This is a genomic window from Micromonospora sp. NPDC005174 (assembly GCF_040608495.1).
GTDB lineage: Bacteria > Actinomycetota > Actinomycetes > Mycobacteriales > Micromonosporaceae > Micromonospora.
In genome coordinates, this window is record NZ_JBEXIJ010000006.1 from 75,947 (window position 1) to 96,818 (window position 20,872).

A 20,872-nucleotide genomic window follows, 5' to 3' on the forward strand; every position below is an offset into this window, starting at 1 on the left:
TCTCAGCCCGCCGCGGACGTCGGCAGAACCGGCCCGGGGGCGTCGGTGACCGCGAACACCACCACGTTGTCGACGTAGTGACCCCGCCGCCGGTCGAAGTCACCCCCGCAGGTGACCAGGCGAAGCTCCGCGTTGGGCGTCGGCCCGTAGACGACGGCCGTCGGAAACTGGTCCTTGCGGGTGCGCAGCGACCCGGTCACCCGGAACGACAGCCACTGCCCGTCGCGCCACACCTGGACGCGGTCGCCGGAGCGCAGCTCGCCGAGCCGGGCGAAGACCGCCGGGCCGCGCCGCGAGTCCAGGTGCCCGGCGAGCACCGCCGGACCGGTGTCGCCCGGGGCGGGGCCGCCCCCGTACCAGCCGGCCACGTCGAAGTCGGCCGGCGGGACGAGCGCGCCCGCGCGGTCCAGGCCCAGCACCGTGAGCGCCGAGTCGACACCGATGCGCGGCACCCGTACCCGGGTGGGTGGACCCTGCGGTCGCGGCGACGCGGCCACCGACGCGGCCACCGAGGCGCAGCCGTCGGCGCAGCCGGGGTGCCAGGTCGCGACCGGGGGCGGCCCGGTCGTCGCGAGCCCGACGCCGCTGCCGGCGGCCAGGCAGACCGCCGCGCCGGCCGCGACCAGCGCGGCCAGCGGCGCCCGACGGTCCCGGTGCCGCCGGATCGCGGACCCGATGCTCACCAGGTGGTGCGCCGCCGCCGACGCCACAGCAGCAGGCTCGCCGCCACGGCCGCCGCGGCCACCGCGCCGGCCACCAGGGGGTACGCCCCGAGCCCACGCCCGGCGGTGCCACCGGCGCCGGTTTCCACCCCGCCCGCCGGTACGACGGTGCCGCCCTCGGCGTCCTGCCGCAACTCGGCGGTGAGCCCGCCCTGCCTGCCGTCGAGCACCAGCAGCGAGTAGACCGCGCCCCCGGCCAGCCGCACCTCGGCGTCGGCGCTCGGACCGCCCGCGCCGGTCAGCCGCAGCCGCCAGGTGCCCGGGTCCACCTGCTGGTAGTCCGTGGTGGTGGCGAACTGCACGCCGTCGGCGATCGTCGGGCCCTCGGCGGCGGCCACGTCGAGGACGGGCGTCCGCACCGACGCCTGCACGACGCGCACCTTGGCCCGGCCCTGCGCGGGAGCGCTCAGGTCGTCGGTGAGCACCCGCAGCCCCAGGTCGGCGTGCCGGCCGACACCGGCGACGGTGTACGCGCCGCCACTTCTCACCGCCACCTCGGTGGTGAGCACCGGCGGATCGCTGGCGGGCGCGCCGGCGTCGCGCATCGCCACCGCGTACCGGCCCGGGGGCAACTGGAGATAGTCGGAGACCACGCCGTAGCCGACGCCGGGAAAGACCCTCGGCTTCGCGGCGTCGGGGGCGGCAAGGTAGACGTCCACCGCCGGAGTGTCGGGGGAGAGGTGAGCGAGTCGGACGTACCCGACGCTGTCCGCGCTGGCCGGTGCCGGGAGCACGGCGGCGACGGCGGTGCCGAGCAGGAGCGCGCCGGTGCCGGCCAACAGCCGGCGGGACGCGGTACGGAGTGTGTGCATGTCGCCTCCGAGGCACGTTCGGTGAGCGGGCGGCAACCCACGGACAGAGTCCCGTGCGTGAGACTTTCGCGCAAGTTGTACACGCCATGTTTCTCTCCGCCGCGCCGCCGCAAGCGCCGCGATCGTGCTCGATCCAGGATGTAGTGGCCTCGGCGTCGAAAGGATGCCACTGGATCCATGATCGAGCGCGATCTTGCCGCTCGGCGAGGGATGACCTGACTCTGGGACCGAAACTGCTGCCGCTACCGCGCTGGCTACTCCGACTCGGCGACGAAGACGCCCTGCCCCTGTTGGCCGTACACCAGGTTCCGCTGGTGCAGTTCGCGTACGGCCCGGTAGGCAGTCGACCGTGCCACGTTGTAGATCTCGCCGATATCCGAGACCGAGGGCAGTTGATGGCCGGGCGGGTACTCGCCGGAATTGATTCTGCGCGCGATGTCGTCGGCGACGCGGAGGTAGTGCGGTGGCCTGGTAGGCATGATCAGCTCTCCTGGACTTCAGCGCAGATCATGCTTCCAGCCGGGAGCGGGCCAGGACAAGTGACGACGCGGCTCGACTGAACACAGTGAGAACTTGACTACACTGAGACAGTGGATACAGTGAGACAGTGGTCGGACGCTTCTGGACTTCAGCACCCCGAGGTCTTCGATCCACCCACCCTGGAGGGCGCGACGCATGCCCTCCGCCCTCCAGGGTGTGCAGCTCGTGACCTGGGAAAGGTGCGGACGATGGCGATCGACGAGCCGGTGTCCAGGGCGACCGAACTCTTTGTGGCAAAGCGGGTCCTCGACGCTCACTGGGCCCCCGGGCGAGATCGACCCTGGCAGCCGAGCGGCTGCCTGGAGTGTCGAGGTCAGCACGACTGTCCGCAGTTGGACTGGGCTCTCGAGATCGTGGCGGACGTCGCGTCGGTGCTCTTTCAAAAGGAGTGCCTTCGCCCGACGGTCGAGTCGTGCTCGTCACCGTTCGACTGCACGGCCAACGGTTGACGGGGCCGTCGCCCGGCTTGCGTTCGCCTATTCTCGGGCGATGCGGGATCGCCGGGTGGCGCTGGTGTGGGCGGCCTTCGTCGTCGTCGCGACAGTGTCCTGTGTGCTCGTGATGACACGCGATGACCGGCTCTCCGACCTGCACATCTACTACGGCGCACTGTCCGATCTGCACGCCGGCCGCCCGCTGTACGAGTACCGCGCCGCGAACGGCGGGCCGTTCACCTATCCACCGTTCGCCGCACTGGTGCTGGCCCCGATCACCGTGGTCGCTGAGGGCGTACTCCAGGGGATCTGGCTGGTCGCGACGTGCGCGGCGGTCGTCGCCATCGCCGGGATGGTCGGTGTCGCGCTGAGCGCCGATCGGTCCCGCCGCCCGCTGGTCGTCGCGGTGGCTGCCCTGACGCTGATGCTGTCGGCGCCGGTTCAGAGCAACCTGCGGTTCGGGCAGGTCAGCATCTTCGTCGTGCTGCTGGCGCTGCTGGACGGCATCGGCGTCGTCCCGCCACGGCTGCGGGGAGTGCTGGTCGGGGTAGCGGCGGCGATCAAGCTGACACCCCTGTTGTTCGTCGTCTACTTCCTCGTCACCGGCCGCTACCGCGATGCCGGGCGTGCGGCGGCGACCTTCGTGGGCTGTGCCGGGCTGGCGGCGCTCGTGTTGCCCGGCGAGAGCTGGACCTACTGGACCGAGGCCGTCCGGCAGACCGCACGGATCGGCAACCTGGCGTCGCTGGGCAACCAGTCGGTGCACGGGATGCTGCTACGGGTCGGCGTCGGCGAGGCGGCCCTGCCCGTGCTCTGGGCCGCTCTGGTCGCGGCGATCTGCGGGGTGGCGCTCCTGCGCGCCCGGCAGTTGGCCGCGCAGGAGCGCCCCGGCCACGCCGCCGTGCTCGTCGGCTGCGCCACGGTCGCCGCGTCCCCGGTGTCCTGGACCCACCACCAGGTGTGGCCGGTGCTCGCCGCGATGCTGCTGGTCGGCGCGTCCGGCGTCACCCAGCGGGTGGCCGGCATGGCGCTGCTCGCCGCCATGGTCCTCTCGCTGGGCGCGGTCCTCGGGCCGGTGTCGACGCGACCGGGCGTGCAGTTCCTGTTCGAGAACGCCCGCACCGTCGGGACGTGCCTGCTGTGCCTGGTCGGCTTCGGCGGTGCCACGGTCGCCGTCGCCCGGGGCGGCCGTCGCCCGTCCGCCCGACGGGCATGGCTGCGAGTGGGCATCACGAGCGCGGTGGCCCTCGCCTTCTTCGCCGTGCAACCGCTGCCCGCCGGGGCGGACCCGACGTTCAAGGCGTACACCCTCGACGACGTGGTCAACCCGCGATACTTCTTCGTCTGCCGGGGCCCGGCCGAGTGCGCCGCCTACAACACCGCAGCGCCGGTCACGTTCGGCACGCGGGCGGAAAAGACCAAGGTGCGGGTCAATGGCGTTGTCTCCGCACGGGTGGCCCGGCTGGACTACTACTCCGCCCCGGGCGGCGCGCCTCGGAGCATCCCCCTGCTGGAGGCCTATCCCGGCACGCGGACGTTCTCGTTCCGGTCGGCCAGCATGGCGCAGGGCCGGCTCGTGGCGTACGACGTCGACGGCCAGCCCATCGCCAGTTACGACGACGAACTGGCGGTCGCTCTCCGGAGGGCCAGCCGGTAGGCGGTGCTCAGCGAGTGGCGGCGGCCAGGGCGGCGCGCAGCTTCTCGGCGTCCCCCGGTGCGGGGTGCTGCCAGTCGGAAGGGGTGGCGGAGTAGAGCGTGCCGTACGCCGGGGTGTCCGGCTGGTAGCGCCAGCCCTCGGCGAGCGGGCCGACGTCGACCGCGTCGTACCCGATCCGGTCGAGGAAGGCCGTGACCTCGGCCTTCGCGGCGGCGTCGTCACCGGCGATGGCGAGGGCGCTGCGGTCGGCGGCCCCGGACGGCCGGGCCAGCGCGGCCAGGCCCACGAAGTAGATGTTGTTGAAGACCTTCACCACCCGCGACTCCGGCAGGTGCCGCTGGAGGAGTTCGCTGCTGGTGGTCTCGCCCGAGTCCAGCTCCGGGAAGTTCCCGTCACGCTCCGGGTAGTAGTTGTTGGTGTCGATGACGACCTTGCCGGCCAACGGTTCGACGGGCACCGCCCGGTACGCCTTGAGCGGCACGGTGACCACCACCAGATCGCCGACCTGCGCCGCGTCCTGGGACGTGCCGGCGCTGGCCCGCTCGCCCAGCTTGTCGACCAGTTCGGTGAGCGTCTCCGGCCCGCGCGAGTTGCTCAGCACCACGTCGTAGCCGGCGTCCACCGCCAGTCGGGCCACGGTGCCGCCGATGTTGCCGCTGCCGATCAGTCCCACAGTTGTCATGCTGCTTCCCAACTCCGTCCACCCGCGACGCATTCCCGACCGATGCGGTGGGTTATTGCACGAACCTCTGGTTGCGCGAGCCGGTCCCGCACAACGTACTGCGTACGCAATGTCGTGCGACGGGCTTCACGGGACGCGCCACCCTCCGGCGGCGCCTGCTCCCCGGGTGGGGCGTTCGGGGTGGGGCGTCAGGCGGGGAGGATCTTTTCGATGGCCGTGCGCAGGTCGTCGGAGTCGGGCTCGACCGTCGGGGCGAAGCGGGCGGCGACCGTGCCGTCCGGCGCCACCAGGAACTTCTCGAAGTTCCAGCGAACGTCCCCGGTGTGCCCGTCGGCGTCCGGCATGGACGCCAGCGCGGCGTAGAGCGGGTGCCGCTCGGGTCCGTTGACGTCGACCTTCTCGGTCAGCGGAAAGGTCACCCCGTAGTTGACCTGGCAGAAGTCGCTGATCTCGGCGGCGCTACCCGGCTCCTGTCCGGCGAACTGGTTGCACGGCACGCCCAGCACCACGAGGCCACGCTCGGCGTACGTGTCGGCGAGGGTCTGGAGGCCGGCGTACTGCGGAGTGAGGCCGCAGCGGGAGGCGACGTTGACGACCAGCAGCGCCTTGCCGCGGTAGCGGTCGAGGTCGGCGGGGCCGCCGTTGAGGGCGCCGATCGGGATGTCGAAGACGGTCATGGCCCGAGGTTACGCGCCGAGTGTCGTCGCGCCGGGACGGGGCGTGAGAGGCGCATTCCGCGCATCAGGGTAAATCGAAACATGGACATCTTGACGGAGTGATGACGGTGTGAGTACCGTCTCACCATCTCTTTTGGAAAGTTTCCTAACAGTACGGGAGACGCCTCATGAAAAGATCGCTCCGTCGGGCCCTCTGGGCCGGCGCCGTGGTCGCCGTGACCGTCGCGGCGGTGCCGATGACGACCGCGTTCGGCGCCGGCACGGTCACCACCACGTTCGCCAAGGCACAGGACTGGGGGACCGGTCACGAGGCGAAGGTGACCGTAACCAACGGCACCAGCGCCACGGTCGCCACCTGGCGCATCGAGTTCGACCTGCCGTCCGGCACCACCATCAGCAGCGCGTGGGACGCCGACGTCACCAGCAGCGGCAACCACTACGTCGCGGTCAAGAAGAGCTGGGCCGGAGGGCTCGCCCCCGGCGCGTCGTTCAGCTGGGGCTACAACGGCACCGGCGCGTACAAGGCGCCGCTGAACTGCACCGTCAACGGCGCGCCCTGCGGCGGCGGCACCCCGACGACCCCACCGACCACGACCGCGCCGCCCACCACGGCACCCCCGACCACGGCACCGCCCACCACCGCGCCGCCGACCACCGCGCCCCCGACCACCACCCCGCCGCCCAACACGGGCGGCAAGAAGGTCGTCGGCTACTTCGCCGAGTGGGGCGTCTATGGGCGCAACTACCACGTCAAGAACATCCAGACCAGCGGCTCGGCCGCGAAGCTGACCCACATCCTGTACGCCTTCGGTAACACCACCGGCGGTCGCTGCACCATCGGCGACAGCTACGCCGACTACGACAAGGCGTACACGGCGGCGGAGAGCGTGGACGGCGTCGCCGACACCTGGGACCAGCCGCTGCGCGGCAGTTTCAACCAGCTGCGCAAGCTCAAGGCGCTCAACCCGCACCTCAAGGTGATCTGGTCGTTCGGTGGCTGGACCTGGTCCGGCGGCTTCACCCAGGCCGCCCAGAACCCGGCCGCGTTCGCCGAGAGCTGCTACAACCTGGTCGAGGACCCGCGCTGGGCGGACGTCTTCGACGGCATCGACGTCGACTGGGAGTACCCGAACGCCTGCGGTCTGAGCTGCGACACCAGCGGTCCCAACGCGTTCAAGAACGTGATCGGTGCCCTGCGGTCGAAGTTCGGGTCCAGCGCCCTCGTCACCGCCGCGATCACCGCGGACGGCAGCAACGGCGGCAAGATCGACGCCACCGACTACGCCGGGGCCATCGGCAACCTCAACTGGCTCATGCCGATGACGTACGACTACTTCGGCGCCTTCGCCGCCCAGGGCCCCACCGCCCCGCACTCGCCTCTGACGTCGTACACCGGTATCCCGCAGCAGGGCTTCAACTCCGACGCGGCGATCCAGAAGCTCAAGAGCAAGGGCGTCCCGGCCAACAAGCTGCTGCTCGGCATCGGCTTCTACGGGCGGGGCTGGACGGGCGTCACGCAGGCCGCCCCTGGTGGCAGCGCCACCGGTGCCGCGCCGGGCACCTACGAGGCGGGCATCGAGGACTACAAGGTCCTCAAGAACACCTGCCCGGCCACCGGCACGATCGCCGGCACCGCGTACGCCAAGTGCGGCAGCAACTGGTGGAGCTACGACACTCCGTCGACCATCAACGGCAAGATGACGTACGCGAACAACCAGGGCCTCGGCGGCGCCTTCTTCTGGGAGCTCTCCGGCGACACCAGCAATGGTGAGCTCATCGGCGCCATCAAGGGCGGTCTCGGCTGAGCCGAAGGCCGACGCACCACCCCACACGGCGGGGAGGGGCCCGCACCGCCCCTCCCCGCCCGTGCCGAAGCGGCCCGGTCGACGCCCAGCGTCGGCCGGGCCGCAGGCCTTGGGCGGGTCGGGCCCGATGTGGCAGACTCGCGGCTCGGCAGGTTTCGATTTCCCTGGTCGACGGAGGTGGTCATGCGCTCGATCCACCGCGGGCTGGTGGTGGCCGCCGCCGCGTTCGTGCTGCTCCCGGCCTCGTTGGCCGGCTGCGGGATCGGCCGCGACGACGCCGACGAGCAGATCGCCAAGCCGAAGGGGTCCCCCGCCCAGGAGACCGCGGTCCAGCGGTCCCCCGCCGAGGAGGCCGCCGCCCGGTCCCGCGAGCGCGTGCAGGCGTACCTCGACGCGATGATCGCCAAGGACGTCGCCGCCGGCCGCAGTCAGCTCTGCGCGCTGCTGCACGGCGGGTTCGACCTCGCCGCCACCGGCCCGAACGGCGACTTCGCCGACCACTTCGAGGTGCCTGAGGCGACCATCACCGACGTCCGGTCGGGCAAGCGCGGGCAGGAGGTCAGCGTCTCGGTCTCGGTCATCGCCGGCAAGAGCAAGGTCACCCGCCCGCTGCTGTTCACCGTCACCCGCGACGGCGGCGACTGGTGCATCGCCGGTGAGGCGCCAGGGGGCCATCCGGCCGCCAAGCCCTCGCCCAAGGGGCTCGCTCCCTCACCCGCGTCCTGACCGGCGTCGGTGGGATCGATCTCCCACTTGCCGGAACCGTCACCCTCGCCGCCCGGTCACACCCACGGTCGCCGTACGCTTTCTCTCATGCGCCATGAGTGGCATCAGCTGAGCCATCCCGCGGTGGGCAGCCCGGGCCTGCAGACCAGCCGTCCGACCGTCGACTCCGCCGAGGACGCCGCCCTCGGTCTGGACCGCTGGCGGGAGCTGCCCCGCGAGCAGGTCCCACCGTGGTCCGACCCGGCCGCCGTCGCCGAGGTCTGCAAGGTGCTCGACACCGTGCCGTCGGTCGTCGCGCCCTACGAGGTGGACCAGCTCCGGCAGAAGCTGGCGCTGGTCTGCGAGGGCAAGGCGTTCCTGCTCCAGGGCGGTGACTGCGCCGAGACGTTCGCCGACAACACCGAGAGTCATCTGCTGGCCAACGCCCGCACCCTGTTGCAGATGGCCATCGTGCTCACCTACGGAGCGTCGCTGCCGGTCGTCAAGGTAGCCCGGGTCGCCGGCCAGTACACCAAGCCCCGCTCGCTGCCCACCGACGCGCGTGGCCTGCCCGCGTACCGCGGCGACATGATCAACTCGCTGGAGGCCGATCCCGCCGCCCGCGTCGCCGATCCGCAGCGCATGATCCGCGCGTACGCCAACTCGGCCGCCGCGATGAACATGCTGCGGGCGTACCTCGCCGGCGGGCTCGCCGACCTGCACGCCGTGCACGACTGGAACAAGGGCTTCGTGCGGACCTCCCCGGCGGGGGAGCGCTACGAGGCGATCGCCCGGGAGATCGACCGGGCGTTGGCCTTCATCCGGGCCTGCGGGATGACCGACGACGAGGCGCTGCGGACCGTCACCCTCTACTGCTCCCACGAGGCCCTGGCCCTGGAGTACGACCGGGCGCTCACCCGGGTATCCGACCGCCGGGCCTACGGGCTGTCCGGGCACTTCCTGTGGGTCGGCGAGCGCACCCGGCAGATCACCGGCGCGCACATCGACTTCATCTCCCGGATCGCCAACCCGATCGGCGTCAAGCTCGGCCCGACGACCTCACCGGACGAGGCGATCGAGCTGTGCGAGAAGCTCAACCCGGACAACATCCCCGGCCGGCTCACCCTGATCAGCCGGATGGGCAACCACCGGGTCCGCGACGCCCTGCCGCCGATCGTGGCCAAGGTCACCGCCTCCGGCGCCAAGGTGGTCTGGCAGTGCGACCCGATGCACGGCAACACCCACGAGTCGTCCAACGGCTACAAGACCCGGCACTTCGACCGCATCGTCGACGAGGTGCTCGGCTACTTCGAGGTGCACCGTGGCCTGGACACCCACCCCGGCGGCATCCACGTCGAGTTGACCGGTGAGGACGTCACCGAGTGCCTCGGCGGTGCCCAGGGCATCGAGGACCTCGACCTGCCCGACCGGTACGAGACCGCCTGCGATCCTCGGCTGAACACCCAGCAGTCGTTGGAGCTGGCCTTCCTCGTGGCGGAGATGCTCCGAGGCTGACGCTGCGACCCCTGTCGGCAGCCTGAAGCCTGGCTCCGAGGCTGACGCTGCGGCCCCTGTCGGCCGCCGAGAAGAATGACCGTGGCCAGGTGTGCGAGACCCGCCACCGGCTGTCGAGAGGATGACTGTGACTGAGCTTGTTGACCTGCGTTCCGACACGGTGACCCGGCCTACCGCCGGGATGCGCGAGGCGATGGCCGCCGCCGAGGTCGGTGACGACGTCTACGGCGACGACCCCACCGTCAACGCGTTGGAGGCGGAGGTCGCCGCGCTGTTCGGGCACGAGGCGGCGCTCTTCGCCCCGAGCGGGTCGATGGCCAACCAGATCGCCCTGCAACTGCTGGTGCCGCCCGGCGACGAACTGCTGTGCGACGCGGACGCGCACGTCGTCACGTACGAGATCGGGGCCGCCGCCGCGTACGGCGGGATCTCCTCGCGGACCTGGTCGGCGGTCGGCGCGGACATCGACCCGGAGGTGGTCGCCCGGATGATCCGTCCGGACGGCTACTTCGCCGTGCCCACGCGCGCGATCGCCGTCGAGCAGACCCACAACCGGGGCGGTGGCGGCGTGATCCCGCTGGCCACCCTGCGGGAGCTGCGCGGCGTCGCCGACGACGCGGGAGTGGCGCTGCACTGCGACGGCGCCCGGATCTGGCACGCGCACGTCGCCGACGGGGTGCCGCTGACCGAGTACGGCCGGCTGTTCGACACGCTTGCCGTCTGCCTCTCCAAGGGGCTCGGCGCGCCGGTCGGTTCGCTGGTGGTGGGCAGCGCGGAGAAGATCGAGCGGGCTCGGATGATCCGTAAGCGGATGGGCGGCGGCATGCGCCAGACCGGCATCCTCGCCGCCGCCGGCCGGTACGCGCTCGCGCACCACGTCGACCGGCTCGCCGAGGACCACGCCAGGGCGGCCCGGCTCGCCGAGGCGGTCGCGCCGTTCGGGGTGCTCGCCACCACGGTCCGCACCAACCTCGTTCCGCTGGACCTGACCAAGCACGCGTTGGACGCCCGCGCCCTGGCCGCCGCCGCGCGCGAGGAGGGCGTACTGATCTCGGTGCTCGGCCCCCGGACCGCGCGCCTGGTCACCCACCTGGACCTCGACGACGACGCGGTAACCCGCGCCGCGATCGTCCTGACCAGGGTCCTCGCCGCCTGACCCACTCCCTGTCGATCAAGAGCTTTGCGTCATCCGAAGACCGGATCTTGACGCAAAGCTCTTGATCACCGCCGCGAGCGGGTGGGTGGGGGTGGGGGTACGGGTTAGGGGTTGAGGCGGGTCAGGGTTTCTATGTCGGCCCGGTGGCCCAGTTGCTTGTCGCTCGGGGTCTCCACGACCACGGGGACGCCGGCGGTGGCCGGGTGGGCCATCAGCTCGGCGAAGGCCGGCTCGCCGATGGTGCCCTTGCCGATGTTCTCGTGCCGGTCCCGGGTGGAACCGCACAGATCCTTGGAATCGTTGGCGTGCACCAGCCGCAGCCGGTCCGGCCCCACGGTGGCCACCAGCGTGTCCAGGGTCGCGGTCATCCCGCCCTCGGCGGCCAGGTCGTGGCCGGCCGCCCAGGCGTGGCAGGTGTCGAAGCAGACCCCGAGCATCGGATGCCGGTCCACCGCGTCGAGGTAGGGCCCCAGGTGCTCCACCCGGGAGGCGAGGGAACGGCCGCCACCGGCGCTCGGTTCGACCAGCAGCATCGGCCCGCCGGCCTCGGCGGCCCGGTCGAGCAGGGGCAGCAGCTCCCGGCGGACCTGCCGCATCGCCTCCTCGGCGTACCCCTCGTCGACCGAACTGCCGGCGTGGAACACCACCGCCTGCGCGCCGATCGTCGCACCCCGGCGCAGCGCGTGCGCCAGCGTCAGCGCCGATCGCTCGACGGTGGCCGGAGTGGGTGAGCCGAGGTTGACCAGCAGCGAGGCGTGGATGAACGCCGGGATGCCCCGCTCGGCGCAGCCCTCGCGGAACAGCGCGTCCTGCGCCGGGTCGCCGGGCGGCAGCGCCCAGCCCCGCGAGTTGGAGACGTAGACCTGCACGGCTGCGGCACCGGTGGCGTCGACGTAGGGCAGGGCAGCCTTGGCCAGCCCGCCCGAGGTCGGGGTGTGCGCGCCCACCGGCCGCGTGGAGATCGCCGGCATCAGAAGCACGTGATGACGACCGGGGTGCCCGGAGGCACCTGCGAGTTCTCGCCGGGGGCCTGGATGCGAACCACCGCGTTCGGGTTGACGGCGACCGTCACCGGGAAACCCTGACTCTCCAGCACCTGCTTGGCCTGCTGGCAGGGCAGGTCGACAACCCGGGGCACCACGACCAGCGGCGGGCCCTTGCTGATCTCCAGCTTGACCTCGGTGCCCTTCTCCACGCCCGCGCCGTCGGCCGGGCTCTGCCCGAGGATCTCGTCCTTGGGCTTGTCGGAGTCCTTGAAACTCTCCACCGGCGTCAGGCCGAGCTGGCCCAGTTTGGTGCGCGCCTCGGTCAGGCTCTTGCCCACCAGGTTCGGCACCGTCACCGGTGCCCGGCCACGGCTCAGGATGAGCGTGATCTTCGTGCCCGGCTTGACCTCGGCGCCCACCTTCGGGGAGCTGTCCAGGACGACGCCGGCCGGCAGGGTGTCGTCATAGCGGGTGGCGCCCTTGGCGACCACCAGTTGCGCGTTGACCAGATCCGCCTCGGCCAGCTCGTACTCCTTGCCGATCACGTCCGGCACCGGGAAGCGCTCCGGGCCCAGCGAGAGGGTCAGGGTGATCGTGCCGCCCTTGACGATCTTGCTGGACGACGCCGGGCTCTGCCCCAGCACGCTGTCCTTCGGCGCCTTCTCGTCGAAACGCGGCTCCCCGTACGCCAGGGTCAGGCCGGCGCGGTCGGCCTGGGCCTGCGCGTCGGTCTTGCTCAGGCTGACCAGCTGCGGGGCGGAGGTGTAGCGGCCGACGCCGAACCACCAGCCGCCCAGCGCGGCCACCAGGCCCAGCGCCACCACCACGACCGCGACAGCCAGACGACCCTGCGAGTTGCTCAGCACCGTGTTGCGCAGCTCGGCGAACCGCGCACCCAGGCCCTCGGCGGGCTCCGGTGCTGCTCGCCGACGGCCCGGGCCCTGGCTGCCGCCCTCGGGCAGTCGCGCCCAGGTGGGCCGCTCCGCCGGGCGGATCGCGGCGACCATCATCGTCGGCTGGGAGACCGGCGGCTCGTCGGTCACCCGGCGCAGTACGGCGGTGCTGGTGCTGTTGACGCTGCCCAACTGGTCCCGCGCGACCTGAACCTCGGCCAGCAGCGCGCCGGCGTCGGCGGGCCGGGCGGACGGGTCACGCCGCGTGGCGCGCTGCACCACGGTGTCGAGCGCCGGCGGCAGGCCGGGCACCAGGGTCGAGGGCGCCGGCACGTCCCGGTCGACGTGCTGCCAGGCGACGTCCACCGGACGGTCCCCGTCGTACGGCACCCGACCGGTGAGCATCTCGAACAGGACGATGCCGGCGGAGTAGACGTCGGTACGCGGATCGGCCCGACCCTCGGTGACCAGCTCCGGGGCGACGTACGCCACGGTGGCCATCAGTTGGTTGCCCTGCTCGTCGTCGGCGCTGGCCTCGACCGCGCGGGCGAGCCCGAAATCGGCCACCTTGACGACGCTGTCCACGAGGTTGGCGACGCCGCCGGTGGGCGCCTCGGCGACCAGGACGTTCTCGGGTTTGACGTCGCGGTGCACGAGGCCGGCCCGGTGCGCGGCGGCGATCGCGGCGAGCATCTGCTCGGCGATGGCCAGCGCCTCGTCCGGGTTGAGTCGGCGTCGCTCGGCCAGCACGTCGCGCAGCGTGCGGCCGCGGACGTACTCCATCACCAGGTACGGCAGGCCGGCGTGGGTGCCCTGGTCGTAGACCGCGACGACGTTCGGGTGGGTCAGCCGGGCGATGGTCTTCGCCTCGTCGGTGAACCGGGCCACGAAGTTGGCGACCCGGGCCCGCGCCTCGGGCGCCTGGGTCGGGTGAATGATCTTGACTGCGACGGTGCGCTCGAGGCGTTCGTCGGTGGCGGTGTACACGGTCGCCATGCCGCCACGGGCCACGCGACCGCGAATGCGGTAGCGCCCGTCGATCAGCGAGCCCAGCAACGTGTCGGCGACCTGTGTGTCCATCGGCAGGCAGTCTATGTGTCCAGAGGGTGGGAGTTGAACAGGATGCTACAGCCCGGGGACGTACCCGGTCCGTCCCGTCGTGACCGCCACCCCGGCGGCGGCCCTGAGCCGCTGCTCACCGGCGGTGCCCACCCTGCGGACGCGGACCGGTGGTGCGGGGTGCCGGTGGTCCGCGCCGACGGCGGCGTGGCAGGGTGATCGGGTGACCGAATCCGTACCCGACCCCGAGCTCGCCGGCCCCACCGACCCGGCCGACTGGCTCGCCCTGCCCGACGTCGCCGAGCGGCTCGACGTGTCGATCAGCAAGGTCCACCAGATGATCCGCGACCGGGAGCTGCTGGCGGTCCGCCGCGACGGCATCCGCCGGATCCCCGCCGACCTGGTGGCCAACGCGACAGTTCTGAAGCACCTGCCCGGCGTGCTCAACCTGCTGGCCGACAACGGCTACGACGACGAGGCGGCGCTGCGCTGGCTCTACGAGCGGGACGACACGCTTCCCGGCAACACGCCCGCCGCGGCCCTCTCCGGCGACCAGGCCCGCGAGGTCAAACGCCGAGCCCAGGCCCTGGGCTTCTAGCCCCCACCCGGCCCCCGCACCGGCGCGCCCGTGCGTCCTGGCCTCGTCCCGGCCTCGTCCTGGCCTCGTCCTGGCCCCGTTGATCATGAAGTTATTGCCCGCTGCCGCGGCGTGTCGCGGCAATAACTTCATGATCAACGCAGTGAAGGGGGTGGGGGCAGGGGGAGAGGGGGCGGGGGCGGGGGGTTAGTCGGCTCGGCGGGTTGCGGCTATGGCCAGGTCTACCAGGGCCTGGCGGGCTTCGGTGTCCAGGTCGACGGCGGACAGGGCGGCCAGGGCGGTGTCGGTGAGCGTCACGATGCGCTGTTCGGTGCGGGTCAGGGCGCCGCTCGCGTGGATCAGCTCGCGCAGGCGGGCCACGCCCTGCTCGTCCAGGTCCGGGTTGCCGAGCTGACCGAGCAGCAGCTCCCGGCCCGCGTCGTCGGTGGCCTCCACGGCCGCCGCCACCAGATAGGTGCGCTTGCCCTCGCGCAGGTCGTCCCCGGCGGGCTTGCCGGTCTGCGCCGGGTCGCCGAAGACCCCGAGCACGTCGTCGCGGAGCTGGAACGCCTCGCCCAGCGGCAACCCGTACGCCGAGTAGGTCGTCCGGACGTCCTCGCCGGCGTCGGCCAGCGCGGCGCCGAGCAGCAGCGGGCGCTCGACGGTGTACTTCGCCGACTTGTACCGGGCGACCTTGCTGGCCCGTTCCACCGACGTGTCCCCGGTGACCTGGGTCAGCACGTCGAGGTACTGCCCGACGGTGACCTCGGTGCGCATCTCGTCGAAGACCGGCCGGGCCCGGGCCACGGCCCGCAGGTCCAGGCCGGCGGAGTGCAGCAGCTCGTCGGACCACACCAGGCACAGATCCCCGAGCAGGATCGCGGCCGAGTCGCCGAACCCGTCCGGGTCGCCGCCCCAACCGGCCGCCCGGTGCCGGGTGGCGAACCGCCGGTGCACCGCCGGCTCGCCGCGCCGCGTGTCGGAACGGTCCATCAGGTCGTCGTGGATCAGGGCGCTGGCCTGCACGAACTCCAGTGCCGCGAGAGCGGTGAGAACCTCGTCGCCGTCCACCCCGCCGGCACCCCGGAATCCCCAGTAGGCGAAGGCCGGGCGCAGGCGCTTGCCGCCACCGAGCACGAACGCCTCGATCGCCTCCGCCACCGGGACGAGGGCCTGGTCGACTCGGATCAACCGGGCCCGCTGGCCGGCCAGGAACTCGGTGAGCGCCTCGTCGACCCGCTGCCGCAGGCCGGCGCGGTCGACGGGGGACACAGGAGCAGCGTGGGTCACGCCACGACGCTAGCGGGTCGCCACGGTCCGCGCCCCACCGCCACGCGTAGTCCCGCCGGCCCGGCCCGGGCCTGTCCGCGCACCGGCCGCGCCGTGTCGGCCCGATCCGCCGGCCGCGGGCGGACCGGTCCGCCGGGCGTGCACGGCCGCCTCGGCGAGGACCGCCGCCGGTACGTCCAGCACGACGGCGAGCCAGCCGAGCCAGAAACTGCCTGGTACGCGTCGCTGCCGTTCCCACCGGGACACCTCGTGACGGCTCAACGTCGGCACACCTGCGGCGGCGCACAACTCGGCGGCGGCACGCTGCTGGCTCCACCCTCGGGCCCGCCGATGCCGCACGAGCAGCGGCCCGAGCTGGGTGCGGTGCGGCGGTGAAGACGAGATCACGGGCCCTCCCGGCGGACGTCGACGCGGTGCCACCCCGCCCGCGCGACGGGCCGGGCGCACCTCGGTTGCGTGACCCCCACGCCGGAGCCGGGCCGCCCCCGCCGCCCCTCCCGCGCCCCCCATTCCTACCCCGGGGGTACGACGACTTCCGCCGCCGGAGCCCATCGGGTACGCGGCGTTGTCGTTCCCGCGCCCCGCTCAGAGGACGCCTCGAATCACGGGAAGAGTCGGCTTAGGTGAGGTCGATCCAGTAATCCAACTCCACCAGATCGGCGCGCCTGACGATGTGCGCCACCTCGACCACGCGCTCACCGACGTACGTCTGTCGAATGATCACCACGACGTGAACGCCACCAGGGATTTGCAGAGCCTCAACCTCATCGGGCGTCGGCATCCTCCACCGCGGCCGTTCTCGGATGCCGGTAATGGTGTGCCCGAGGCTGTAGAGCTGTGAGGTGTTGCCACCCGGCCAGGGCTCGTTCTTCGGGTCGGCTACCGGGGTGCCGGCGACCATGTCGAGCAGCAGCGACGAGACGGACATCTGTTGCGGCACGCCGTGGGTACGGAACAGGAAATGGCGCTCCAACAGCATCGTCCCTTGCTCCACCCCGAACAGTTCCGCCATCTGCTCGGTAGCCGGCACCTCCAAGAAGCTCCTGTCGAGGCTGTAGGCGGACCACTCGACCTGCTGATCAGCAGTGAAGGACGTTCCGGGCTCGCCGCTGCGAACCTGCTCCAGCTCCTTGCGGTACCTCTCGGAGGCGAGTCGGCGCACGGGCATGATCGGACGGGCATAGGTGCCTCGTCCAACCTCTGTCATCACCAAGCCCTCTGCCCGCAGTAGCGCCAGCGCTTCACGAACGGTCCCGCGCGCGACTGCGAACTCGGCCATCAAGGTCGACTCACTGGGCAGCAAGGAGCCGGGAGCGATCACGCTGGCCTCGATCCGGTGGCGTAGCTCGTCAGCAACCTGCCGGTAGCGCCGCGGCTGTGGGTGCGGGGTAGGCACGCCCGTCACCGTACTCCGGATCTTCCCGACCGCTTGTTCGCCATGACACGACATTACCTGTCTGGACAGGCTGCCTAGACAGGCTTACGGTTACAGTGTGGCCGGCACGCTGAGTGATCTAGGGGTAGGCACTGCGTGTCGGCCACCCAAGGAGTCTCGGGAGGCAGCTCATGCGTCGATGGAAATGGTTCCAACGTCCTGACGAGCCGATCGACGTCGTCGAACGCTCGGCCTATCAGCCCGTGGCCTGCGCCCCTCCTACGCCGCCACAGAAGCAGGACGATCCCGCCAGCGCACGGCCAGCCGCGAAGCCGCACAGCCAGCGAGACGACCGCCATGATGCTTGAGGAGATCAGGCCGGAGCCACCGTTTCCCGTGATCATGGCCGGCTTCATCGTGGATCTACACATCCGCAAGACGTGCCCACGCTGCCGGCAGGATGGCTGTCCAAAGCTCAGAGCCGCTGGACTCACCCTGAAGCTCTGGCGGGCAAGGAAGCAGCCGTGAAGGCCGGTGACGTCCTGCGGCTTGGTCGGAAGGTCAGCGTTCAGTTCATGAGGCCGATAACCGTTCGGGTCATCAGAAGGCTTGACTGGGTTACCTACGACGGTTGGTGCTGGATCGACTGTTATCAGCTCGACCGCAGAGGTGACGCCATCGCCAGACGTTCGCTGTTCATCCGACCCGAGTTTGTGGAGTCCCCCGCCGAAGGCCTGGCCGCGTCGCAGGGCCGGGACCGGTCGACTCGTGCGCACGGTGGGAAGCTTCTGGGTCACGGTGGCGCCGCCCGCTAGAGTCGGGTCGTGGCGCTCGGTCTTCCCTCGGTACTCCCCAATCCGCAGCCGGCGATCGGGGCGCTCATCCGTGACCGCCAGCCGACGTTCTCGTTCGAGTTCTTCCCGCCCAAGACCGAGGCGGGGGAGCGGTTGCTCTGGCAGGCGATCCGCGAGCTGGAGTCGCTGCGTCCGTCGTTCGTGTCGATCACCTATGGCGCGGGCGGTTCGACCAGGGACACCACCGTGGCGGTGACCGAGCGGATCGCCACCGACACCACCCTGCTGCCGATGGCCCACCTGACCGCCGTCAACCACTCCGTGGCGGAGCTGCGGCACGTCATCGGGCGGCTCGCCGGGGTGGGGGTGCGCAACGTGCTGGCCGTACGCGGCGACCCGCCCGGCAACCCGGGTGGCGAGTGGGTCCGGCATCCCGAGGGCGTCGACTACGCCGAGGACCTGGTCCGGCTGGTCCGTGACTCCGGTGACTTCAGCGTCGGTGTGGCGGCCTTCCCGTACAAGCACCCCCGCTCACCCGACGTGGCCAGCGACACCGCGCAGTTCGTCCGCAAGTGCCGGGCCGGCGCCGAGTTCGCGATCACCCAGATGTTCTTCGAGGCCGACGACTACCTGCGCCTGCGTGACCGGGTGGCCGCCGCCGGCTGCGCCACCCCGATCCTGGCCGGGGTGATGCCGGTGACCCAGATCGGCACCATCGAGCGGTCCGTGCAGCTCTCCGGCGCGCCGTTCCCGCCGGCGCTGGCGGCACGCTTCGAGCAGGTGGCCGACGACCCGGAGGCGGTGCGTCGGCTCGGCATCGAGCAGGCCAGCGAGATGTGCCGCCGGCTGCTGGACGAGGGCGTACCGGGAATCCACTTCATCACCCTCAACCGGTCCACCGCCACCCGGGAGGTCTGGCAGAACCTCAGGGCCGGCGCGCGGGTGTGAACGCGGAGTCGGCGACACCTGATGCCCGGCACGACGGTTGATCCCCAGGTGGGCACACAGCTGAACTGGGACCAGTACGCCACGGCGTGGGCGCGGCTGCACGGCGGGTTCGACCCGCGGGTCGCCGCGCCGGTCGTACGCGCCTGGCTGCGGTTCGCCTACCACGTCGGGTACGTGCTGGGCCGGCTGCGGGTCGGCCCCACCCCGGTCACCGCTGCCGGGGTGCTGCTCTGCTTCTGCGTACCGCTGCTGGCGACCAGGCCGGACGACGGCCCGTTCCTCGGCGCGCTGTTCGTGCTGTTCGCCGCCGTGGCCGACAGCGTGGACGGCGCCGTGGCGGTCGCCACCGGCCGCACCACCCGGCTCGGGTACGTCTACGACTCGCTGGCGGACCGGCTCGGCGAGGTGGCGTGGCTACTGGCGTTCTGGCTGGTCGGCGCGCCGGGCGCGCTCGTCGTCGCGGCCGGCGCGCTGTCCTGGCTGCACGAGTACGTCCGGGCCCGCGCGGTCTCGGCCGGGATGCGGGAGATCGGCGCGGTGACCGTCGGCGAACGTCCCACCCGGGTCTCGGTCGCGTTGGCGGGCCTGGTGGTCGCGGGGCTGGCCGGTCTGATCGAGCCGGACCTGGCCGCCGGCACCATCACCATGGCGACCGCCGTGTGGGTGCTACTCGCCGGCTTCGGGCTGGGACAACTGCTGTCCACCGTCCGCCGCGCGCTCCTCGACGCGGGCTGAGCGACCCCGCCGAGCCGCCGGACTACCAGGCGGGACCGATCTCGTCGGCGACGATCTGCGCGGAGAGGGTCACCATCGGCAGGCCACCGCCGGGGTGGCTGGAGCCGCCCACCAGCCACAGCCCGTGCGCCGGACCCCGGTTGGGCGGGCGGAGCAGACCGCCGGCGGTGCCGTAGATCGTGCCGCCCGGCGCCCCGGTCGCGGCGTCCAGGTCGGCCGGGGTACGGACCTCGCGGAACAGCAGCCGGTCCCGGACGTCCACGCCGCGTTCGGCCAGCACGTCCAGGATGCGGTCGGCGTACGCGTCCGCCAACCCGGGACGTCGCCAGTCGACCGCGCCACCGGCGGTGCCCTGCCGGGCGGCGTTGACCAGCACGAACCACGCCTCGTGCCCGGCCGGGCGGACCATCGGGTCGTCGGCCACGGTGACGAACACCGTCGGGTCGACCGCCGGCCGGGCCCGTACGCCCCGGCCGGGGTCGCCGAAGACGGCGTCGAACTCCGCGTCGTAGTCGCGCGGGAAGAACACGTTGTGGTGGGCCAGTCCGGTGCTGCCGGACACGCCGAGCAGCAGCACGAAACCGGCGAGGCTGCGGTCGGTCAGCGCGGCCAGCCGGCGCGGGTGCGGCAGCAGGTCACGGTAGACGGTGAGGGCGTCGGTGTTGGCCACCACCACGTCGGCGGGGACCGGCGCGGCGACGCCCGCGAGGCGTACCCCGTGCACCCGTCCGCCGGTCGCGTCGATCCGGGTGACCCTGGTGTCGGTCTGCACGACCACGCCCAGGTCCAGGCAGCGCGTCAACAGCGCGTCGGCGAGCGTGCCCAGCCCGCCGCGCAGGTACCAGCCGCCGAAGGCCAGCTCGGCGTAGGGGACCGCGACCAGCGCCGCCGGCGCCCGGCGCGGGTCGGCGCCGGTGTAGGTGGCGTACCGGTCCAGCAGCATCCGCAGCCGCGGGTCGGACAGGTGGCCGCGGCCCAGGCCGCGCAGGGTGCGGCCCGGAGCGATGGCGGCCAGGTCGCCGATCCGCCAGGCCAGCGACGCGAGGTCGCGGGGGGAGTCGACAGTACGGCGCAGGATGTCCCGCGAGGAGGCCTCCCACACCCGTGCGGCCCGGCGCCACAGCCGTTGCCAGTCGGTCGCCGCCCGGTCACCGAAGGCGGCCCCGATGCGCGCGGCGAACTCCACCGGGTCGGCGCACGAGTCGAGAGTCGGGCCGCCACCGGGAAAGACGTGCCGGACGATCGGGTCCAGCGGGACCAGGTCCAGGTACTCGTCGAGCTTCGCCCCGGTCGCCTCGAACAGGTCGTGGAACACCTCGGGGAGGGTGAGCAGGCTCGGCCCGGTGTCGAAGTGGAACGCCCCGGCGGGGGTGTCGTGCGCGTACCGGCCGAGCTTGCCACCGACCGCGTCGGCGGCCTCGAAGACGGTCACCTGGTGCCCGGTGGCGGCCAGCCGGGCGGCGGTGGCGAGGCCACCCACCCCGGCGCCGACGACCACGATCCGCGCCAT

The 20,872-nt window shown here is 72.1% G+C and carries 20 protein-coding genes; 9 read left to right on the plus strand and 11 right to left on the minus strand.

Features of this window, described 5'->3' with window-relative positions:
* Positions 1 to 2: 2 nt before the first annotated feature.
* The 3 genes from ABZU91_RS09515 to ABZU91_RS09525 all read right to left on the minus strand — a co-directional run bounded on the left by ABZU91_RS09515 (position 3) and on the right by ABZU91_RS09525 (position 2,013).
* Complete coding sequence (locus tag ABZU91_RS09515) at positions 3 to 710, minus strand: class F sortase (RefSeq protein WP_355236525.1); 708 nt, start codon at positions 708 to 710, stop codon at positions 3 to 5.
* Positions 680 to 1,534, minus strand: coding sequence for a DUF4397 domain-containing protein (locus ABZU91_RS09520; RefSeq protein ID WP_355236527.1), 855 nt, complete (start codon positions 1,532 to 1,534; stop codon positions 680 to 682). The genes ABZU91_RS09515 and ABZU91_RS09520 overlap by 31 nt, the downstream gene beginning before the upstream one ends.
* 254 nt (positions 1,535 to 1,788) lie before the next feature.
* Positions 1,789 to 2,013 (minus strand): GntR family transcriptional regulator, encoded by a 225-nt coding sequence (locus ABZU91_RS09525; protein ID WP_355236530.1) that lies wholly within the window; start codon positions 2,011 to 2,013, stop codon positions 1,789 to 1,791.
* A 249-nt stretch (positions 2,014 to 2,262) separates the two neighbouring features.
* Between ABZU91_RS09525 and ABZU91_RS09530 the strand changes: the two genes are divergently transcribed.
* Both ABZU91_RS09530 and ABZU91_RS09535 read left to right on the plus strand, forming a co-directional pair.
* Entirely contained in the window at positions 2,263 to 2,523 is a 261-nt protein-coding gene (locus tag ABZU91_RS09530; RefSeq protein WP_355236532.1) for a hypothetical protein, read from the plus strand.
* A gap of 40 nt (positions 2,524 to 2,563) precedes the next feature.
* The gene (locus ABZU91_RS09535; protein ID WP_355236535.1) at positions 2,564 to 4,165 is read left to right on the plus strand and encodes a glycosyltransferase 87 family protein; all 1,602 of its coding nucleotides are present in this window, start codon (positions 2,564 to 2,566) and stop codon (positions 4,163 to 4,165) included.
* Between the two features lie 7 nt (positions 4,166 to 4,172).
* On the opposite strand, the gene ABZU91_RS09540 is transcribed toward ABZU91_RS09535, so the two are convergent.
* A complete protein-coding gene (locus ABZU91_RS09540) occupies positions 4,173 to 4,847 on the minus strand; it encodes an NADPH-dependent F420 reductase (protein ID WP_355236538.1) in 675 nt (224 codons plus the stop codon).
* 188 nt (positions 4,848 to 5,035) lie between these two features.
* A complete protein-coding gene (locus ABZU91_RS09545; RefSeq protein WP_355236541.1) occupies positions 5,036 to 5,524 on the minus strand; it encodes a glutathione peroxidase in 489 nt (162 codons plus the stop codon).
* Positions 5,525 to 5,691: 167 nt separating this feature from the next.
* Here ABZU91_RS09545 and ABZU91_RS09550 point away from each other — a divergent pair, with 167 nt between their 5' ends.
* The 4 genes from ABZU91_RS09550 (at position 5,692) to ABZU91_RS09565 (ending at position 10,705) form a co-directional block, all read left to right on the plus strand.
* Positions 5,692 to 7,329: a glycosyl hydrolase family 18 protein gene (locus tag ABZU91_RS09550; RefSeq protein WP_355236544.1), complete on the plus strand. Its 1,638-nt coding sequence runs from the start codon at positions 5,692 to 5,694 to the stop codon at positions 7,327 to 7,329.
* Positions 7,330 to 7,512: 183 nt separating this feature from the next.
* Entirely contained in the window at positions 7,513 to 8,055 is a 543-nt protein-coding gene (locus ABZU91_RS09555) for a hypothetical protein (RefSeq protein ID WP_355236546.1), read from the plus strand.
* Positions 8,056 to 8,142: 87 nt separating this feature from the next.
* Positions 8,143 to 9,549 carry a class II 3-deoxy-7-phosphoheptulonate synthase gene (locus ABZU91_RS09560; protein ID WP_355236549.1) on the plus strand — a complete coding sequence of 469 codons (1,407 nt, stop codon included), beginning with the start codon at positions 8,143 to 8,145 and terminating at the stop codon, positions 9,547 to 9,549.
* A gap of 127 nt (positions 9,550 to 9,676) precedes the next feature.
* Entirely contained in the window at positions 9,677 to 10,705 is a 1,029-nt protein-coding gene (locus tag ABZU91_RS09565; RefSeq protein ID WP_355236553.1) for a GntG family PLP-dependent aldolase, read from the plus strand.
* Between the two features lie 104 nt (positions 10,706 to 10,809).
* On the opposite strand, the gene ABZU91_RS09570 is transcribed toward ABZU91_RS09565, so the two are convergent.
* Together ABZU91_RS09570 and pknB are read right to left on the minus strand one after the other, a co-directional pair.
* Positions 10,810 to 11,676, minus strand: a complete 867-nt coding sequence (locus ABZU91_RS09570; RefSeq protein WP_355236556.1) for a deoxyribonuclease IV — start codon at positions 11,674 to 11,676, stop codon at positions 10,810 to 10,812.
* A complete protein-coding gene (pknB, locus tag ABZU91_RS09575) occupies positions 11,676 to 13,664 on the minus strand; it encodes a Stk1 family PASTA domain-containing Ser/Thr kinase (RefSeq protein ID WP_355236559.1) in 1,989 nt (662 codons plus the stop codon). The genes ABZU91_RS09570 and pknB overlap by 1 nt, the downstream gene beginning before the upstream one ends.
* Before the next feature lie 202 nt (positions 13,665 to 13,866).
* Here pknB and ABZU91_RS09580 point away from each other — a divergent pair, with 202 nt between their 5' ends.
* Entirely contained in the window at positions 13,867 to 14,241 is a 375-nt protein-coding gene (locus ABZU91_RS09580; protein ID WP_355236987.1) for an Rv2175c family DNA-binding protein, read from the plus strand.
* A 186-nt stretch (positions 14,242 to 14,427) separates the two neighbouring features.
* Here the strand turns inward: ABZU91_RS09580 and ABZU91_RS09585 are convergent, their stop codons facing one another.
* The 3 genes from ABZU91_RS09585 to ABZU91_RS09595 form a co-directional block, all read right to left on the minus strand.
* Entirely contained in the window at positions 14,428 to 15,510 is a 1,083-nt protein-coding gene (locus ABZU91_RS09585) for a polyprenyl synthetase family protein (protein ID WP_355236562.1), read from the minus strand.
* A gap of 9 nt (positions 15,511 to 15,519) precedes the next feature.
* On the minus strand, positions 15,520 to 15,897 hold the full coding sequence (locus ABZU91_RS09590) for a helix-turn-helix domain-containing protein (RefSeq protein WP_355236565.1): 378 nt from the start codon (positions 15,895 to 15,897) through the stop codon (positions 15,520 to 15,522).
* A 232-nt stretch (positions 15,898 to 16,129) separates the two neighbouring features.
* Positions 16,130 to 16,906 (minus strand): GntR family transcriptional regulator, encoded by a 777-nt coding sequence (locus ABZU91_RS09595; RefSeq protein ID WP_355236568.1) that lies wholly within the window; start codon positions 16,904 to 16,906, stop codon positions 16,130 to 16,132.
* An 803-nt stretch (positions 16,907 to 17,709) separates the two neighbouring features.
* Between ABZU91_RS09595 and metF the strand changes: the two genes are divergently transcribed.
* Together metF and ABZU91_RS09605 are read left to right on the plus strand one after the other, a co-directional pair.
* A complete protein-coding gene (metF, locus tag ABZU91_RS09600; protein WP_355236571.1) occupies positions 17,710 to 18,627 on the plus strand; it encodes a methylenetetrahydrofolate reductase [NAD(P)H] in 918 nt (305 codons plus the stop codon).
* A gap of 21 nt (positions 18,628 to 18,648) precedes the next feature.
* On the plus strand, positions 18,649 to 19,362 hold the full coding sequence (locus tag ABZU91_RS09605; protein WP_355236574.1) for a CDP-alcohol phosphatidyltransferase family protein: 714 nt from the start codon (positions 18,649 to 18,651) through the stop codon (positions 19,360 to 19,362).
* 22 nt (positions 19,363 to 19,384) lie between these two features.
* On the opposite strand, the gene crtI is transcribed toward ABZU91_RS09605, so the two are convergent.
* On the minus strand, positions 19,385 to 20,872 hold the full coding sequence (crtI, locus tag ABZU91_RS09610) for a phytoene desaturase family protein (RefSeq protein WP_355236577.1): 1,488 nt from the start codon (positions 20,870 to 20,872) through the stop codon (positions 19,385 to 19,387).